At 67.8% G+C, this 16412-nt stretch carries 14 protein-coding genes; 10 read left to right on the top strand and 4 right to left on the bottom strand.

Annotated elements, in window-relative coordinates; translation table 11 throughout:
• Positions 1-23 precede the first annotated feature (23 nt).
• The gene (locus FB548_RS12385) at positions 24-1325 is read right to left on the bottom strand and encodes a sialidase family protein (RefSeq protein ID WP_142125102.1); all 1302 of its coding nucleotides are present in this window, start codon (positions 1323-1325) and stop codon (positions 24-26) included.
• Positions 1326-1444: 119 nt separating this feature from the next.
• On the opposite strand from FB548_RS12385, the gene xseA reads away from it, so the two are divergent.
• From xseA to FB548_RS12365, 4 genes are all read left to right on the top strand, one after another.
• The gene (gene xseA / locus FB548_RS12380; RefSeq protein WP_142125101.1) at positions 1445-2776 is read left to right on the top strand and encodes an exodeoxyribonuclease VII large subunit; all 1332 of its coding nucleotides are present in this window, start codon (positions 1445-1447) and stop codon (positions 2774-2776) included.
• Between the two features lie 99 nt (positions 2777-2875).
• On the top strand, positions 2876-3220 hold the full coding sequence (locus FB548_RS12375; protein WP_142125100.1) for a ribonuclease E inhibitor RraB: 345 nt from the start codon (positions 2876-2878) through the stop codon (positions 3218-3220).
• 106 nt (positions 3221-3326) lie between these two features.
• Positions 3327-5093 carry a VWA domain-containing protein gene (locus FB548_RS12370; protein WP_142125099.1) on the top strand — a complete coding sequence of 589 codons (1767 nt, stop codon included), beginning with the start codon at positions 3327-3329 and terminating at the stop codon, positions 5091-5093.
• A 79-nt stretch (positions 5094-5172) separates the two neighbouring features.
• Complete coding sequence (locus FB548_RS12365) at positions 5173-5544, top strand: hypothetical protein (protein WP_221625954.1); 372 nt, start codon at positions 5173-5175, stop codon at positions 5542-5544.
• A gap of 18 nt (positions 5545-5562) precedes the next feature.
• Here FB548_RS12365 and FB548_RS12360 read toward each other — a convergent pair whose 3' ends face one another.
• On the bottom strand, positions 5563-8469 hold the full coding sequence (locus FB548_RS12360; protein WP_142125097.1) for an EAL domain-containing protein: 2907 nt from the start codon (positions 8467-8469) through the stop codon (positions 5563-5565).
• 262 nt (positions 8470-8731) lie between these two features.
• Between FB548_RS12360 and FB548_RS12355 the strand changes: the two genes are divergently transcribed.
• The 5 genes from FB548_RS12355 to FB548_RS12340 all read left to right on the top strand — a co-directional run bounded on the left by FB548_RS12355 (position 8732) and on the right by FB548_RS12340 (position 13374).
• Positions 8732-9286: an RNA polymerase sigma factor gene (locus FB548_RS12355; protein ID WP_142125458.1), complete on the top strand. Its 555-nt coding sequence runs from the start codon at positions 8732-8734 to the stop codon at positions 9284-9286.
• A complete protein-coding gene (locus FB548_RS19015; RefSeq protein WP_255470540.1) occupies positions 9283-10437 on the top strand; it encodes a hypothetical protein in 1155 nt (384 codons plus the stop codon). Before FB548_RS12355 ends, FB548_RS19015 begins: the two co-directional genes overlap by 4 nt.
• Complete coding sequence (locus tag FB548_RS12350; protein WP_255470538.1) at positions 10434-11021, top strand: YigZ family protein; 588 nt, start codon at positions 10434-10436, stop codon at positions 11019-11021. The genes FB548_RS19015 and FB548_RS12350 overlap by 4 nt, the downstream gene beginning before the upstream one ends.
• Before the next feature lie 110 nt (positions 11022-11131).
• Complete coding sequence (locus FB548_RS12345; RefSeq protein WP_142125095.1) at positions 11132-12913, top strand: ABC transporter transmembrane domain-containing protein; 1782 nt, start codon at positions 11132-11134, stop codon at positions 12911-12913.
• A 74-nt stretch (positions 12914-12987) separates the two neighbouring features.
• Positions 12988-13374 carry a hypothetical protein gene (locus FB548_RS12340; protein WP_142125094.1) on the top strand — a complete coding sequence of 129 codons (387 nt, stop codon included), beginning with the start codon at positions 12988-12990 and terminating at the stop codon, positions 13372-13374.
• Positions 13375-13377: 3 nt separating this feature from the next.
• On the opposite strand, the gene FB548_RS12335 is transcribed toward FB548_RS12340, so the two are convergent.
• Both FB548_RS12335 and FB548_RS12330 read right to left on the bottom strand, forming a co-directional pair.
• Positions 13378-14538 carry an acyl-CoA desaturase gene (locus FB548_RS12335; RefSeq protein ID WP_142125093.1) on the bottom strand — a complete coding sequence of 387 codons (1161 nt, stop codon included), beginning with the start codon at positions 14536-14538 and terminating at the stop codon, positions 13378-13380.
• Positions 14538-15641: a ferredoxin reductase gene (locus FB548_RS12330; protein WP_142125092.1), complete on the bottom strand. Its 1104-nt coding sequence runs from the start codon at positions 15639-15641 to the stop codon at positions 14538-14540. The genes FB548_RS12335 and FB548_RS12330 overlap by 1 nt, the downstream gene beginning before the upstream one ends.
• Positions 15642-15762: 121 nt before the next feature.
• Here FB548_RS12330 and fabR point away from each other — a divergent pair, with 121 nt between their 5' ends.
• Positions 15763-16404, top strand: a complete 642-nt coding sequence (fabR, locus tag FB548_RS12325) for an HTH-type transcriptional repressor FabR (RefSeq protein WP_225590959.1) — start codon at positions 15763-15765, stop codon at positions 16402-16404.
• Positions 16405-16412 lie beyond the last annotated feature (8 nt).

The following is a 16412-nucleotide window of genomic DNA, read 5'->3' as shown; positions in this document are numbered from 1 at the left end:
ACGGAATGTCGCATCCCTGCGCATCAGCGAAACACCACGCGTGCGCCGCTCAGGCGCGGCGTTTCGCCGGCCACATCGGTCCACGCAAGCCACGCGGCATCGCCGCTCCACTGCAATCGGGGAATCCCACTGGCGCGCCCGCGCGCGGACAAGGTAGCGACCTCGACCCGCTGCAGCGGATGCCACGCGCCGTCGTAGCGCCCGAGGATCAACATCTGGCGCTCATCCGGCGACTGTTCCAGCCAGCTCACCAGCAGGTGGCCGTCGCCGAACGCCAGACCCAGGCGACCCAGCACCTGCTCACCCTTCGCCAGCGTCACCGGCGGACCGAACGTATCACCCGCATCGTCGGAACGTGCGGCGCGAAGCTCCGGCAGACCGTCCGCTTCCGTGTACCAGGCGACCCACACCACGGCACCGTCGGCCACCGTCACCGGCCCGTTGACCGGGCATCCGGCGATCTGCCAGCCATCCGCATGCACATCGCGCGGCGGTGTCCAACGCTCGCCATCGAAGCGCACGATGCGCGTGTCGCGGATCTCGCCGTCACTCCGCCCGCGGTAGACGACCACCACGCCACGATCCGTCACGGCGGACGACGTGGTACAGCAATCGCAGGTCGACGTGTCCAATGGCCACTCTCCGCCCTGCTTCGTCTCTGCGCCGTAGAGCGCGGCGCGCAGCATCATCGGGGCGCCGCCGCTATGGTGACCGTCATCGTGGTGCGCATGCACGCCATCGATGGCTTTCTGCCGACTGTCCAGCCAGGCAATGCCGAGCCGGTCGTGCGCCTGCGGCCAGAACGTCACGAAGCCATGGTCTCCCGGCGTGCCGGACGGATGCACCAGCTGCGGTGCACTCCACGTCGCGCCGCCGTCGCCGGAACGGACCAGGTCGATGCCGTAGTCCATGCGCGAGGGACCCGTGCTGCGCAGCCAGTGCGCCCACAGCGAGCCGTCCGCCAGGGCATAGACATGCGGTGTATCGGCCCAGTTGACGAACCACTTCCTGCCTTCGGCAATCGTGTGCGGTGCCTCCCAGTCCCCGGATGGCGCGGGACGCCGGCTGAAGCGCAGGCGGTGGCCCGCCTCGCCCATCGGCTCCACCCAGCTCAGCAGCAATGCACCGTCGGGAGTCGCCACGAGGTCCGGCTGCGCGGCGCCTGCGGGGGCAGGCGGCTGCCAGGCCTCGACGACAGGAACCACACCGGCCTGCGTCGTCTTCTCCGTGTCGCCCTCCGCTGCGCATGCGGCGATGAGACCCGCCGCGGCCAGCAGGATGGCTCGACGCCAGATGTCAGTGCAGGAGTAGCAGAAACTGGCCATGCGGGAGGTTCCAGGCGACGGGGCCGCCTCATTCCATCATGGAATCCCTCCACCCGGCTGCGACCGGCTGACGCAGGCAGACCGCAGCGTCGATGGCGACCAGCGTTTATCCTTGTCGCATGACCGACACCGCCCGCGACATCCTCACGCCCACCCAGCTCAACACGCTGGCGCGCGACCTGCTGGAAGGCGCGTTCCCGCTGGTGTGGGTGGAAGGAGAACTGGGCAACGTCACCCGCCCTGCCTCCGGCCATCTTTACTTCACCCTGAAGGACGCGCGCGCGCAGGTGCGCTGCGCCATGTTCAAGCCGAAGAGCCAGTGGCTGAAATTCGCACCGCGCGAGGGCCTGCGTGTACTGGCGCGCGGCCGCCTGACGCTGTACGAAGCGCGCGGTGACTACCAGTTGGTGATCGACAGCCTGGAGGAGGCTGGCGAAGGCGCACTGCGGCGCGCGTTCGAAGAACTGAAGGCGAAACTCACCGCGGAGGGCCTGTTCGACGACGCCCGCAAGCGCCCCCTGCCCGCGCACGTGCGACGGCTCGCCGTACTCACTTCGCCCACCGGCGCGGCCGTGCGCGATGTCCTGAGCGTGCTGCAGCGCCGCTTCCCGTTGCTGGACGTGGACGTGCTGCCTGTGCAGGTGCAAGGCGAATCGGCGGCCGCACAGATCGTCGACATGCTGCAGCGCGCCGCGCGCAGCGGCCGTTACGACGTGCTGCTGGTCGCCCGTGGCGGAGGATCGCTGGAAGACCTCTGGGCGTTCAACGATGAACGCCTCGCGCGCGCCATCGCCGCCTCGCCGGTACCCGTCGTGTCCGCGATCGGCCACGAGACCGACTTCACCCTCGCCGATTTCGCCGCCGACCTGCGCGCGCCGACGCCCTCGGTCGCGGCGGAGCTGCTGGTGCCTGACCGGCGCGACCTGCTGGCGCGCGTGCAGGCACTGCAGCGCCGGCTCGCCACCACCCAGGCGCATCGGCTGCGCAACGCCATGCAACGCGTCGACCGCGCCGCCCTGCGCCTCAATGCGCTGCGACCCCAGGCACGGCTGGAGATGCTTCGGCGTCGCCAGGAAGACGCCGCACGTCGCCTGCATGCGCTGTGGCGCGACCAACTGGCACGTCGCCAGGCCGCACTCCGCCATGCCGACGCCGTCCTGCGCGCCCATGCACCCCAGCGTCGCTTGGAACAACTGCGCGTGCGGCTGCTGGCCCTTGCCCCCCGCCCGCAGGCCGCCGTCGCGCGCACGCTGCAACGCGACGCCCTGCGCCTGCGCGGACTCGCGCGCTCGCTGGAGGCGGTCAGCCCCCTCGCGACCGTTGCCCGCGGCTACGCCCTGGTGACCAAGGAGGACGGCACGCTGGTGCGCTCGGTGGCGCAGGTGCAGCCGGGCGAGCGCGTCGATGCGCAGGTCGGCGATGGCCGCTTGAAGCTGCGCGCCGAATCGTAGCCTTGGTGCGGAATCGCGGGCAGGCCATCGGATCAAACTCCATGACACCCCCTTCATCGCGCGGCCGTCCGGTCGCGCGCGCCACATCAGGAGCACGACATGATCACCCACGAACAACTGGTCGAGATGTTCGACAACATGGCCAAGGAGACGCCCTGGGACCTGCGCAAGCCGCTGGTATGGGGCTATTTCTTCACGCATGGCTCACGTCCCGCACTGGAAGCGGTCGTGCCGCTGCTGCAAGAACACGGTTATCGCGTGATCGCGCTGTACCTGGAAGACAAGGACAACCGCAAGGATCCGGACCTGTGGTGGCTGCATGTCGAGAAGACCGAAGTCCACACGCCCGACAGCCTTCATGAGCGCAACCAGGCGCTGTACCGCTTCGCCGAGGAGCACGGGCTGGATGCCTACGACGGCATGGATGTGGGCGCCATCGACTGACGCGACCCGGCCCCGTGCAGGGTCCGGATCCTGAGGTACCACCCCGCTCAACCCCGTTCACCGATCCCGCGCGTTCGACTCCCTGTCCCACACACGGAGTCACGCCATGTCGCACCGTCTGACCGTTACCCTGCTGTCCGTCGCCCTGCTGGCCGCCTGCCAGTCCAGTCCCACCGCGCAGCATTCGCCCGAAGCGGAGGTGGCCGCGGCCGGCTCCGACGCCCGCCTCGCCAACCAGGCTGCGGATGCGGCACGGACTGAGCAGGCCGCGCTGGATAGCGTCGTCGTGACCGGCAACCGCCTGCGCCGCGAGCAGGCCAAGGCCCTCATGCCCACGGGGCACGCCTACGCACCGCCTCCACCGCCGGCTCCGGTGATGGCGATGGAATATCGTGTCGCCCACGCCCCCATCGCCCAGCCCGCCACGCCGGTCAACACGGAAAAGTACGCCGAGCGCGACGACAACCCGGTGCGTCGTACGCTCGATGAACCCGTCTCCACGTTCTCGGTGGACGTGGATACGGGCAGCTACAGCAACGTGCGTCGCATGCTGCGCGAAGGGCAGCGTCCGCCCGCCGATGCGGTGCGCGCGGAGGAATTCATCAACTACTTCCGCTACGGCCACGCTGCACCGACGGACCGCAGTCGTCCTTTCAACGTGACCACCGAACTCGCGCCGGCCCCCTGGAATGCTAAACGCCAGTTGCTGATGGTCGGCATCAAGGGCTACGACGTGCCGAAGGCGACGCTGCCGCCGGCCAACCTGGTGTTCCTGCTGGACACCTCCGGCTCGATGGAGTCGCCGGACAAGCTGCCGCTCTTGAAACAATCCTTCGCCCAGCTGGTCCCGCAACTGCGTGCGCAGGATCGCGTCAGCATCGTCGTGTACGCCGGTTCTGCGGGCCTCGTGCTGCCGCCGACGCCCGGCAACCGGCATGACGAGATCCTGGCGGCGCTCGATCGCCTGCAGGCCGGCGGCAGCACCAACGGCGGTGACGGTATCCGGCTGGCCTATGCGATGGCGAAGCAGGCATTCGTCAAGGAAGGCGTGAATCGCGTGATCCTGGCGACCGATGGCGACTTCAATGTCGGCACGGTCAGCCAGGACGCGTTGGAAACCATGGTCGCCGACCAGCGCACGTCCGGTATCGCGCTGACGACGCTGGGCTTCGGCACTGGCAATTACAACGACGCACTGGCCGAGAAGCTGGCCGATGTGGGTGATGGCAACCATGCCTACATCGACACGCTGCAGGAAGGACGCAAGGTGCTGGTGGATGAAATGCAATCCACCCTGCTGACCATCGCCCGCGACGTGAAGATCCAGGTGGAGTTCAATCCCGCCGTCGTGTCCGAATACCGGCTTGTCGGCTACGAGAACCGCGTGCTGGCCAACGAGGACTTCGCCAACGACAAGGTGGATGCCGGCGACATCGGCGCGGGCCACGAAGTCACTGCCCTGTACGAGATCACGCCGGTCGACAGCGGTGCCGAGCGCCTGCCCGCGCTGCGTTACGGGGGCAAGCAGGTCGCCGCCGGTGCCTCCACCAATGAAGTCGCGCATGTGCGCCTGCGCTACAAGCTGCCGGGCCAGGACAGCAGCCGGCTCATCGAGACGCCGATCGCACGCAGCTCGCTGACCCCGCAACCCAGCGATGCCTTCCGTTTCGCCAGCGCCGTGGCGGCCTATGCCGATCTGCTGCGCGGTGGCCAGCGCATCGACGGATGGACCTGGAATGACGTCGCCCGCACGGCGCGCGCCGCGACGGGCCAAGATCCGCATGGCCTGAAGGCGGAGTTCGTCGGCATGGTCGACCAGGCGCATAGGCTGGTCGGAGCGAAGGCGGATGCGCCGGCGATTGCCGTAGATTGACTCGCGCCGGGCGGGGCCTCTTGATCGGCCCCGTCCAAACAACAGCTGGGAGCACCCTGCCATGCGGATAGGCCAGATAATGTTGTGGGTCGTGCTTGCGAGTCCAGGCACGGCGTTCGCGGACAGCTGCGGGACGGCCGTCACCGTCGTCAACCACAGGTCGTACCCGATCACCGTGACGATGAAGAGCTTCTACATGGATCGCGAACTTCCTGCCCCGGCACCTGATGATTTCGACACCCCCATCATAACGCGCGAAGTGCCGGCCTATTTCTCAAGACTCATCGATGTCGAGATCGCTGCCGGACAATCCACCAGCATTCCCTTCCGACGCCTGTGCACCGGGGACTTCTGGCTGAATTGGCGTGAGTTGCCTACCGACCGGAAACCGGGATCTTCAGGGCAGTTGAGACAACCGAGCTACAACATGTCCATCCATATCGGTGAGTAGCCGCTCGCAGGCGGATGCTCACGCGACGTCAGCGACCACGACGTCCATCTGCGCAGCCGGCCGTCCCAGCAGGTAACCCTGACCCAGGTGGCAACCCAGTTCGATCAGCGACTGGCGCTGCTCCTCGGTCTCCACGCCCTCGGCGATCGTCTCGATCCCCAGCGTGCTGGCGAGCGCGAGGATGGCGCGCACCAGCGCCAGGCTTTCCGGCCGCGCTTCGCTCCCCAGTCCGGAGACGAAGCTGCGGTCGATCTTCAGCACCGAGATCGGGAAGCGGTGCAGGTACGACAACGCGGAGAAGCCCGTGCCGAAGTCATCGAGTTGCGCCAGGATGCCGTGCTGCCGCAGCGTGCGCAGGATGCGCAATGTGCGTGGTGCATCATCCAGCAACGCGACCTCGGTGATCTCCAGCCGCAACCGCGCGGGATCCGCGCCGTGCGCTTCGAACATCGCCAGCAGACGATCGCCGAAATCGGGCGAACGGAAATGCCGTGGCGACACGTTGACCGAGATATAGCCCTCCACGCCCCGCGCGATCTGCCGCACCACCTGCTCGTACAACAGCCAATCGACCTGCTCGATCAGTCCGCTGTCCTCCCCCAACCCGATGAACTCCGCCGGCAGCAACAAGCCGCGTCGTTCGTGCTGCCAGCGCAGCAGCGCTTCATGGCCGATCACACGCCCGTCGTCCATGCGGCGGATGGGCTGGTAGAACGGCAGGAAATCGCGGTGGTTGATCGCGCGCCGCAGGTCCGCTTCCAGGTCCAGGCTCTGCATCGCGGCTTCGCGCATGGCCTCGTCGAACATGGCGCAACGGTCGCGACCCTGCTCCTTGGCGCGATACATCGCAGCGTCCGCGTCGCGCAGCAACTCCTCGCCATTCCGATAACGCGGGTGCCAGACGGCGATGCCCAGGCTGGCGGAGGGAAACAGTTCGCGCCCCGCCACCCACATCGGCCGGCCCAGCAACGCCAACAGGCGCTGGGCAAAGTCGCGTACGTTCTCCACTCCATCCGCGTACTCGACCAGCAGCGCAAATTCGTCACCCCCCAAACGCGAGACCACATCGTCGTCGCGCACGCTCATGATGATGCGTCGGGCGACTTCCACCAGCAGTTCGTCACCGGCCGCGTGCCCCATGCTGTCGTTGACCAGCTTGAACCGGTCGAGATCGAGGAACAGCACCGCGAAGGCCTGGCCATCGCCATGGCGCGCGCGCTCGATGGCCGCCGACAGCCGATCCAGCAGGTGTGGGCGATTGGGCAGTCCGGTGAGGGCGTCGTGCGTCGCCTGGTACGTCAGCTGCTGTTCGGCGCGCAGGCGCTCGCCGATCTGCGCACGCAACTGGTGGTTCGCTTCGGCCAACTCGCGCGTGCGCTCGTCGACCCTGCGCTCCAGTTCCCCATGCGCACTGCGCAGGCGCTCCTGCGCGCGCTGCCGGTCCAGGCCGTTGCCGATATGGTGCGCGACGAAGGTCAACAGGTTCTGGTCGTGCGAAGTGAACTTCACTTCTTCGGTGTAGCTCTGCACCACCACCGTGCCGACCACGTCTTCGCCGCGGAACAGCGGCACGCCGAGCCAGCTGTAGGCGGGTGGTCCATGCTGCAAGAGCTTGCCCTGCTCCGCCAGTTGGCCGATCACCTCGCGATCGGCCAGCAGCGGCCGCCCGGTGGCGATGACGTACTCGGTCAACCCGTTGGTCAAGCGCCGCGACTTGCGCATCGGGTCGCGCTCGTCGATCGAATACGGAAAGGCCAGTTGCTCGCCATCATCCGAAATGAGCGCGATGTAGAAATTGCGTGCATTGATCAATTCATCAACCACCACGTGCACATCGGCGTAGAAGCGCTCCAGGCTCTCCGAGGTGATGGCCAGGTCGGTGATGCGGAACAATGCGCGCTGCAGCTTCTCCGCGCGCTTGCGCTCCATGATCTCGGCCTGCAGCTCGCGGTTGGCGCGCTGCAGTTCGTGCGTGCGCACCGCCACGCGGTGTTCCAGTTCCACGTGCGCGTGCTTGCGGTCCAGCGCGGTCAGGATGTGCTGCGCCACATAGCCGAGCAGCGCGCGGTCCTCGTCGGCATAACTCGCCGGCGCGTCGTAGCTCTGCACGACGATGGCGCCGCAGACCCGGTCGTCCCGGCGCATCGGCACGCCCAGCCAGTCCAGGCTGTCCGGGCCATGCGAGGGGTCGCGCATCACGCCCAGCTTCTGCCGGATGACGGCCGACGGTCCGCGCAGCGGCTGGCCGTGGCGCAGCAGCGCGAAGGTCATGCTGTTGGCCATTTCCTCCTCGCCGAATTCGCGCTCGGGTTCGGCGACATAGGGATCGCGCTGGTCGGCGAAGTAAAGGAAGCGGACTGAGCGGCGCTGGTCGTCGTAAAGCACGATGTAGCAGTTCTCGGCATACATCAGCGAGTTCACCACCGCGTGGATGCGGCGGAGCATCTCCGGCATCTCGAGGTCGGCACCGGCCAGGTCGGCGATTTCGTAGAGCGCCTGCTGCAGCCGCTTGGATTTTTCCAGCGAAACGATGCGTGCCTGCGCGCGCGCCGCATCCAGCGATGTCACCAGCAGCGTGCGGGCCAGCGACAGCCACGCATCCTCCTCGGGCGCCGCCAGCGGGTGCGGCAATGCCAGCGCCAGCGCAACGCGCGCAGTGCCATCGGCGTTGTCCCACGCGTAGGTACGCTGCGCGGGGCCATCGTGCTCCACCTGCGCTTCGGCCAGCGCATGCTCGGCGCGGCGCTTCAGGGCACCGGATGCCCCCGGCGTGGCACCGCTGTCGTTGCCCAGCGCCCAGTCGCGCCAGCTGATGGCCAGTTCAGCACCGGCCGGCAGCAGCCCACGCAGGATCGACGCAATCCGGTCCGCCGGCGAGGCGTCTGCGCTGGCCGGGTTGTCGGCGCTGATCGATGGCGTAGGCATGCCCTTGTCCCGAACGAGTCGGTGCGTGGTGTCTGGAAGTCCCCCGTGGCGAGCATACCGCCTGTGCCCCCCTGAACGGAAACGGCCAGGGCAACCCCTTCAAGGGCCATCGCGCGTTTGAAAACGTGTGCCCCGACCCGCTCCCCCTGTCGCCTTGACCCACCCGACCACGATCCCCGACGGGCGTCGATTACTGAACGTGTCGGCGCCGCAACCACGCCCCGACTTCACGGGCGTGCGTGGACGGCTTACGCTGGTGTCGGTGAACGACCTCGCAGAACCCGCCGACGAGACCCTGATGCTGGCCTATGCCGCCGGCGACGCGTCAGCCTTCGAACAGCTCTACGCGCGCCACCGCGGACCGTTGTACCGGTTCCTGTTGCGCCACCTTCGCGACCCGGCGCTGGCCGACGAGTTCTTCCAGGACACCTGGCAGCGCGTGATCAGCGCGCGCCAGGGTTGGAAACCGGAGGCGGCATTCGGGACGTGGCTGTACCGGATCGCGCACAATCGGTTGAACGACCATTGGCGCGCATCGAAACACCGACCCGCCGCGCCCGTGGACGCGGACGAGCGGACCGCACGCGTTCCGGACCATGACACGCCGGAGCGCCAGCTCTCCGAGTTCGAGCAGCGACGGCAGCTGCAACTGGCCATGGACGAATTGCCGCAGGAGCAGCGCGAGGTCGTGCTGCTTCGGCTGGAGCAGGAACTGACCCTGGAGGAAATCGGCGAAATCACCGGCGTGGGCCGGGAAACCGTGAAATCGCGCCTGCGCTATGCGATGGACCGGTTACGGACGAGATTGAACCCATGAAGACGCCCCACGAGCCCCTGACGCCTGAAGAACGCGCGCTGGCGCAGTCGCTGTCCCGCTTGGGACCGCACGGTGCGCCGTCGCCGGACCTGGATGCGCGCATCCTGGGCGCCGCGCGGGCGGCCGTGCAGGAAACACCGTCGCGGGGCGGCGCTGTGCCGCCAACCCGCCGTCGCTGGCCACTCGGCATGGGGGTGGCGGCATCGGTACTGCTGGCCGCCGGCATTGCCTGGCAGCTGCGCCCCAACCATGGCATCCCGGTGGCCAGCGAGGCCCCGGCACAGGCGCAGCGCTCGGCCCAGCTGATCGGCGAGGACGCCGACGTCGCCACCGCGGCGGCGGCCGCGCCCGCCGTCGAATCGCTCCCTCCTCCGCCCGCGATCGTGGCGACGGAACCTGCCGCCCCGGCAAAGGCTATGCGGTCTCCTTCACCATCCGCCGCCATCGAACGCGACGCCACACCGTCCGGCCCAGCACGCAAGAACGCGGAAGCGGCCGCGCGCCAGGAATCCGTTCCGAAGCGTAGCCCCCTTGCGCTGATTCCCGCTGTTCCGGGCCTGCCTTCGGCCGAGGAGACGCCGCCGCGCGAGCAACCGGCCGCACCCCACGCCTTCCCGGCCGAAATGGACGCGTATGCGCCGCCGGCAGCCATGGCTACGGACGTCCCGGAAGCCATCGCGGGCGCGCAGACGCAACACCGAGCCGCGGCCCAGCAACAAGCGGAACAGCGCATCCGGTACGAAGAAGAGCGCAAACAGGCGGCAGCGAATGAAAGCCGCACCCTTGACACGATCTCCGTGACTGGCAGTCGCGCGAGGACGCGCGAACGTCAGCCCCGTGCACAGGACGGAGCCCCCGCAGCTACGGCTACAGCTGCTGCTGCCGCACCACCACCGCCCCCGCCCGCTCCGGCCGCCAGTGCCGGCAGCGTCCAGCCCAGTGCCGCACGCACCGCCCTTCGGCGGACAGACCTGCAGGTGCCGGTCGACGCTGACACACGGTTGCCCCCGGACGAATGGCTCGACCGCATCCGCCTGCGCCGCGACCTGGGCGACAACGCCAACGCGCTGCGCAGCCTGCAGCTGTTCGTGCAGGAACACCCGTTCCAGCGCGTCCCGGACGACCTGCGCCCGCTGCTCGGCACACCGTGAGCGACACCCTTGCCGCTCGCGCCTCCCAGTTGCTGGAGGTGAAGCACAGCCGTTTCCTCGCACAGGCCGCCCCCGTCAACGATGCCGACGGCGCGCTCGCCTTCCTGCGAGAAGTCGGCGATCCCGGCGCGACGCATAACTGCTGGGCCTACCGGATCGGCGGCGAATACCGCTCCAGCGATGACGGCGAGCCCTCGGGCACAGCGGGCCGACCGATCCTGGCCGCCATCGATGGCCAGGGTTTCGACCTGGTGATGGTGGTGGTGACCCGCTGGTACGGCGGCATCAAGCTGGGCGCGGGCGGGCTGGTGCGGGCCTATGGCGGTGCGGCGGCGGAATGCCTGCGCACCGCCCCGCGGCAGGCGCTGGTGGCCACCACGCACCTGGTGCTGGCCTGTCTGTTCGACGACCTGGGTGCGGTGCATGCCGCGCTTGCACCGCATCTGGCGACCAAACTGCAGGAATCGTTCGACGAGAACGGGGCGCTGCTGACGCTGGAACTCCCTGCGGATCGCGCGGACGCCTTGAAAAACCATCTGCGCGACGCCACCCGTAATCGGGTGCGCGTTGTCGATCCGTTGTAATCGCCCGGGCAGCACAGGTGTTTGTGGAAGGGGCTTCCGGCACGATGGAAGCACAGCGGCCTGGTCGGGGCTGAAGCCCCTTCCACAACCGCTTTGAGAACGGATCCGCGATGAACACCCCGCTCGAGACACCGGACGGCACTTCCTCGTCCAAAACCAAGGCCAAGCTGGGCACCCTGCGCGCCCTGTGGCCCTTCGTGCGTCAGCATGGTGGCCTATTCACCGCATGGCTGCTGGCGCTGGCGCTGGCGTCTGCGGCGACGCTGAGCCTGCCGGTAGCCTTCCGGCAGATGATCGACAACGGCTTTACCGACGGCGCGAACATCAACCGTGCGTTCCTGTTCCTGTTCGTGGTGGCGGTCGTGCTGGCCCTGGCCAGCGCGGCGCGTTTCTACTTCGTGTCGCTGCTGGGCGAAAAGGTCGTCGCCGACCTGCGCGGCCAGTTGTACGGGCACCTGATCGGACTGGATGCCGAATTCCATGACCGCAGCCGCAGCGGCGAGCTCGTATCGCGACTGTCCGCCGACAGCGAACTTCTGCGCACGGTGGTGGCCACCAGCATGTCGGTAGCGCTGCGCAGCAGCGTCACCGTGATCGGCAGCCTGGCGATGCTGTTCGTCACCAGCCCCCGACTGGCGGCCTTCGCACTGATCGGCATCCCCTTGGCGGTGTTGCCCATCGTGCTCGGTGCCCGCCGACTGGAGAAAGCATCGCGCGCCAGCCAGGACCGGGTGGCCGATGCCAACACGCTGGCCAGCGAAACCCTGGGCGCCGTCCGCACCGTGCAGGCGCACGCACGCGAACCATACGAACGCGGCCGCTTCGGTGCCGCCATCGCGACCGCCGTGGAAACCGCCCGCAAGCGCATTCGTGCGCAGGCATGGGTGACCGCAGCGGCCATCACCCTCATCTTCGGCGCGATCACGCTGGTGCTCTGGTCGGGCGCGCATGACGTGATCAACGGCACGATGAGCGCGGGCACGCTGGGCCAGTTCGTGCTGTACGCGCTGATCGGCGGCGGATCGGTCGGTGCACTGGCCGAGGTATGGAACGAACTGCAACGCGCGGCCGGTGGCATGGGCCGCATTGCGGAGTTGCTGGGCGAAACACCTGTCATCCAGGCGCCGACACAACCACGCATGTTGCCGCAGCCGGTCAAAGGCGAGATCCGTTTCGACAACGTCTCGTTCCACTATCCGTCGCGCCCCGACCTGCCCGCGCTGGACGGCTTCGACCTCACCGTCAATCCCGGCGAAACCGTCGCCCTGGTCGGACCATCCGGCGCAGGCAAGAGCACTGTGTTCTCGATGTTGCTGCGCTTCCACGATGCGCAGACCGGCAGCGTGCGCGTCGATGGCGTGGACCTGCGCGAGCTGGATCCTTCCGCCCTGCGAGAACACATCGCGCTGGTGCCACAGCAACCCACCATCTTCGCGGCGAGCGCTGCGGAGAACATCCGCTACGGCAAGCTGGATGCCACGGATGCCGAACTGCAGGCGGCGGCCGAGGCGGCGGAAGCGAACGACTTCCTGCGCGAGTTGCCGGAAGGCTTCGACAGCCAGCTCGGCGAACGTGGCGCACGCCTGTCGGGCGGCCAGCAGCAGCGCATCGCCATCGCCCGCGCCCTGTTAAAGAACGCACCCATCCTGCTGCTGGACGAAGCCACCAGCGCGCTCGACGCACAGAGCGAGCGCGCGGTGCAGCAGGCACTGGAAAGGTTGATGGAGGGCCGCACCACCCTGGTCATCGCACACCGGCTGGCCACGGTATTGAAGGCCGACCGCATCGTGGTGATGGATCGTGGCCGCATCGTCGCGCAGGGCACGCACACGGAACTGCTGGCGCAGGACGGCCTGTACGCCGAGCTTGCGCGGCTTCAGTTCCTGGATTGACCGTGCGCGGATCGCATCCGCCATTCCCTCGTTGCTTGGACTAGGATGCGGCGGACCAGAGCCGGAGCCCGCGCATGATCCATGAGTCACTCCCACCCTTGCTGCGTGGCCTGGGCACCAGTTTGATCCTGTTGACCAGTGCGCTGGTTGTCACGATGGAGCGTCGTGAAGACGCTGATCCCACAGGACACGCGGCGATGGCGCGCCTGGCGTTGCAGGCGGAGGAAGCTGCGCATCCCGGCGAATCCAGCTCGGATGCGCTGGCCACTGAAGTGCGCCTGCTGCGCCTTCAATTGCAGGACAACGACCTGGCCGACGAGGTCTTCGAGAATCCCTGGTTCCAGTGGCTGGGCCTGCTGGGCACCGGCCTGATCGCCGCCTCGTTCTTCGCCGAGTGGCGGCTCAAGCGCGTCATCGCGCGTGCGGCGCGCGCCGCGGCACCACCAGACGGCGCCGCGTAGCCCTTAGGCGACGGCTTCCGCCTGGACCAGCGCCATCGCGCGTCGCGGCCGGCTGGGGAAGGCATGGCGCACGATGCGCCAGCACACCTGCCCGAACTGCGTGAGCAGTGTGCCGGTGTTGTAATGCTGGCCGTAGCGGGCGCAGATCGCGCGCACTTCGCGTGCCATCTCGGCGTAACGGTTGGCGGGGATGTCGGGGAAGAAGTGGTGTTCGATCTGGTGGCTCAGGTTGCCCGACAGCACGTTGATCAGGAATCCGCCACGCAGGTTGGACGAACCACGCAGCTGGCGCAGGTACCAGTGGCCACGCGACTCGTTCTTGATGCATTCCTTGGGGAACGTCTCCGCATTGGCGGTGAAGTGCCCGCAGAAGATGATCACGTAGGTCCACACGTTGCGCAGGCCGTTGGCGACCAGGTTGCCCAGCAGCACCGGCAGGAAGAACGGGCCGGCCAATGCGGGATAGATCACGTAGTCCTTGGCCAGCTGGCGGCCCATCTTGCGCACTACCGGCGCGGACTTGCGGCGCAGCTGCTGGGTGGTCATCTTGCCGTGCCACCAGCGGCCCAGCTTGAGGTCCTGGATGGCGATGCCCCACTGGAACAGCAGCGCGAACACCACCGCGACCACCGGCTGCGCCAGGTAGAAAGGCTTCCACTTCTGCTCCGGGAAGATGCGCAGCAAGCCATAGCCGATGTCGTCGTCCATGCCCCGCACGTTGGTATACGTGTGGTGGCGGAAATTGTGCGTGTGCCGCCAGTTCTCGCTGGTGGCGACGATGTCCCAGTCGTAGGTCTTGCCGTTGAGCTGCGGGTCGCCCAGCCAGTCGTACTGGCCGTGGATGACGTTGTGGCCCAGTTCCATGTTGTCGAGGATCTTGCCCAGGCCCAGCGACAGTGCGCCCAGCGCCCACAGCACCCAGAACAGCCAGCCCACCGCGCTGTCGGCCAGCCAGAGGCCACCGGCGATCGCGGCGGCGAGCAGCAGCACGCGGCCGGTCAGGTTGGCGTACCGCACCGCTTTGACCACGTTGCGGATATAGCGCGCATCACGCTGGCCCAGCGTCGCCACAGTGCGCGCACGCAGGGCGTCCAGCTCCTCGCCGAAGCGATCCAGTTCGTCGGTGGTGAGACTGCGGTTGCGGGGGGAGGAAAGGGTCGTCATTACAGATCCAGCTCGATGTCGGTGGCGGCGCTGTGGATGCACAGCTTCAACGCCTGGGTGGGTTCATGCATCAGGTCGCCACTGGGCAGGTGGCGCGTGCTGCCCGCGGACTTGCCACAGGCGCAGGTATTGCAGATGCCCATGCGGCAGCCGGACGGCGGCTTGAGACCGTGCTGCTCCAGGGCCACCAGCAGGGATTCGCCGCGCGGCACGCGCAGCGTGCGCCCGCTGCGTTGCAGGAGGATGTCCACCTCGCCCTCGTCCACCACGAGTACCGGCGGGGCGGTGAACGCTTCGGCCTGGAACGAGGCCGCGCGCGAGGCCAGCAAGCCACGCGCGGTTTCGACGAACCCGCCCGGCCCGCAGGCGATCACCTGTTGCGTGGCGGGGTCGCCCGCCTGCGCGGAGAGCACCGTGTCATCGATGCGGCCTTCGGCTTCGTCGCCGGCAGATGCGGCTTCGCGCGTGAGCAGCAACCGGAAGCGGAAGCCCGGATGGGCGGCGGCGAGCGTCCGGAGTTCGTCGAGGAAGCAGGCTTCCTCGCGCCGACGCACCCAGTAGAGCAACGTCAGCCCGACCGGCATGCCCTGCCCGGCCAGTTCACGCACCAGCGCCATGAGCGGGGTGATGCCGCTGCCGGCGGCGAGCATCAGATAGGCGCCTGTCGGTGCTGCGGGCAGCGTCATGTCGCCGAACGCCTGCCCCAGCTCGACGATCTCGCCGATGCGGGCCGTCGAGTGCAGGTAGCGGCTGACCTTGCCGCCCTCGATCGCCTTCACCGTCACCGGCAGCAACCCGTCCGCCCGCGGGGGCGACGTCAGGCTGTAGCTTCGGGTAAGCCGTACCCCATCAATCTCGATGCCCAGGTTCACATGCTGGCCAGCGCGATGGCCCGCCCAGTGGCGGTTCGGCTTGAACAGCAGGGTGACCGCGTCCGCGGAGGCGGATTCGCGGGCGACAAGCCGGGCCAGCGGGCGCTCCCAGGTCCAGGTGCGATGCAAGCGAGTGGCCCAGAAATCGAACACATCCGGCTTGACGAGCGGCCGGATCAGCCGTTTCAGGGGACCGGGCCGGCGGGGGGACGGACGAATCTGGGCATTCATGGTCAACACTATACCCCTGTAAGGACGGATGTGTATACAGTTGTATATTAATTTACGAGGCTATGATGCCCCCATCACTCCGCACGTCCGGCCTCCCCGCGTGACTTCATACCCGCAACCGCTGCCCCACGACGACAACGGCCCCGGCCGCAAGGCGTCGATTTCGCGCGAAGACCTGATGGCGGCCGCGCTGAAACTGGTAGGCCCGCATCGCAGCGTGTCCACGCTGAGCCTGCGCGAAGTGGCCCGCGAGGCCGGCATCGCCCCCAACAGCTTCTATCGCCAGTTCCGCGACATGGACGAACTGGCCGTGGCGCTGATCGATCTGGCCGGCCGCTCGTTGCGCAAGATCATCGGCGAGGCCCGCCACCGCGCCTACAGCAGCGACCGCAGCGTGGTGCGCGGCTCGGTGGAGGCATTCATCGAACAACTGCGCGCCGACGACAAGCTGCTGCACGTGCTTTTGCGCGAAGGCAATGTGGGTTCTGACGCGTTCAAGCACGCGGTGGAACTCGAGCTGCAGTTCTTCGAAGAAGAGCTGTGCATGGACCTGGTGCGGCTGGCCACGCGCGACAATGCACCGCTGTACGAACCGGCGCTGGTATCCAAGGCCATCACCCGCCTGGTATTCGCGATGGGCGCCACGGCGATGGATCTGCCGCCGGAGAAGGATCAGGAACTGATCGAGCAACTTTCCGAGATGGTCCGCATGATCATCACTGGCTCGCGCGCCCTGGCCTCCCGCGGGGGCGGCCAACGCTGACGGACCGG

It is taken from the genome of Pseudoxanthomonas sp. 3HH-4, assembly GCF_006716465.1.
Lineage (GTDB): Bacteria > Pseudomonadota > Gammaproteobacteria > Xanthomonadales > Xanthomonadaceae > Pseudoxanthomonas_A.
This window is presented reverse-complemented; position numbering and strand designations above follow the sequence as displayed.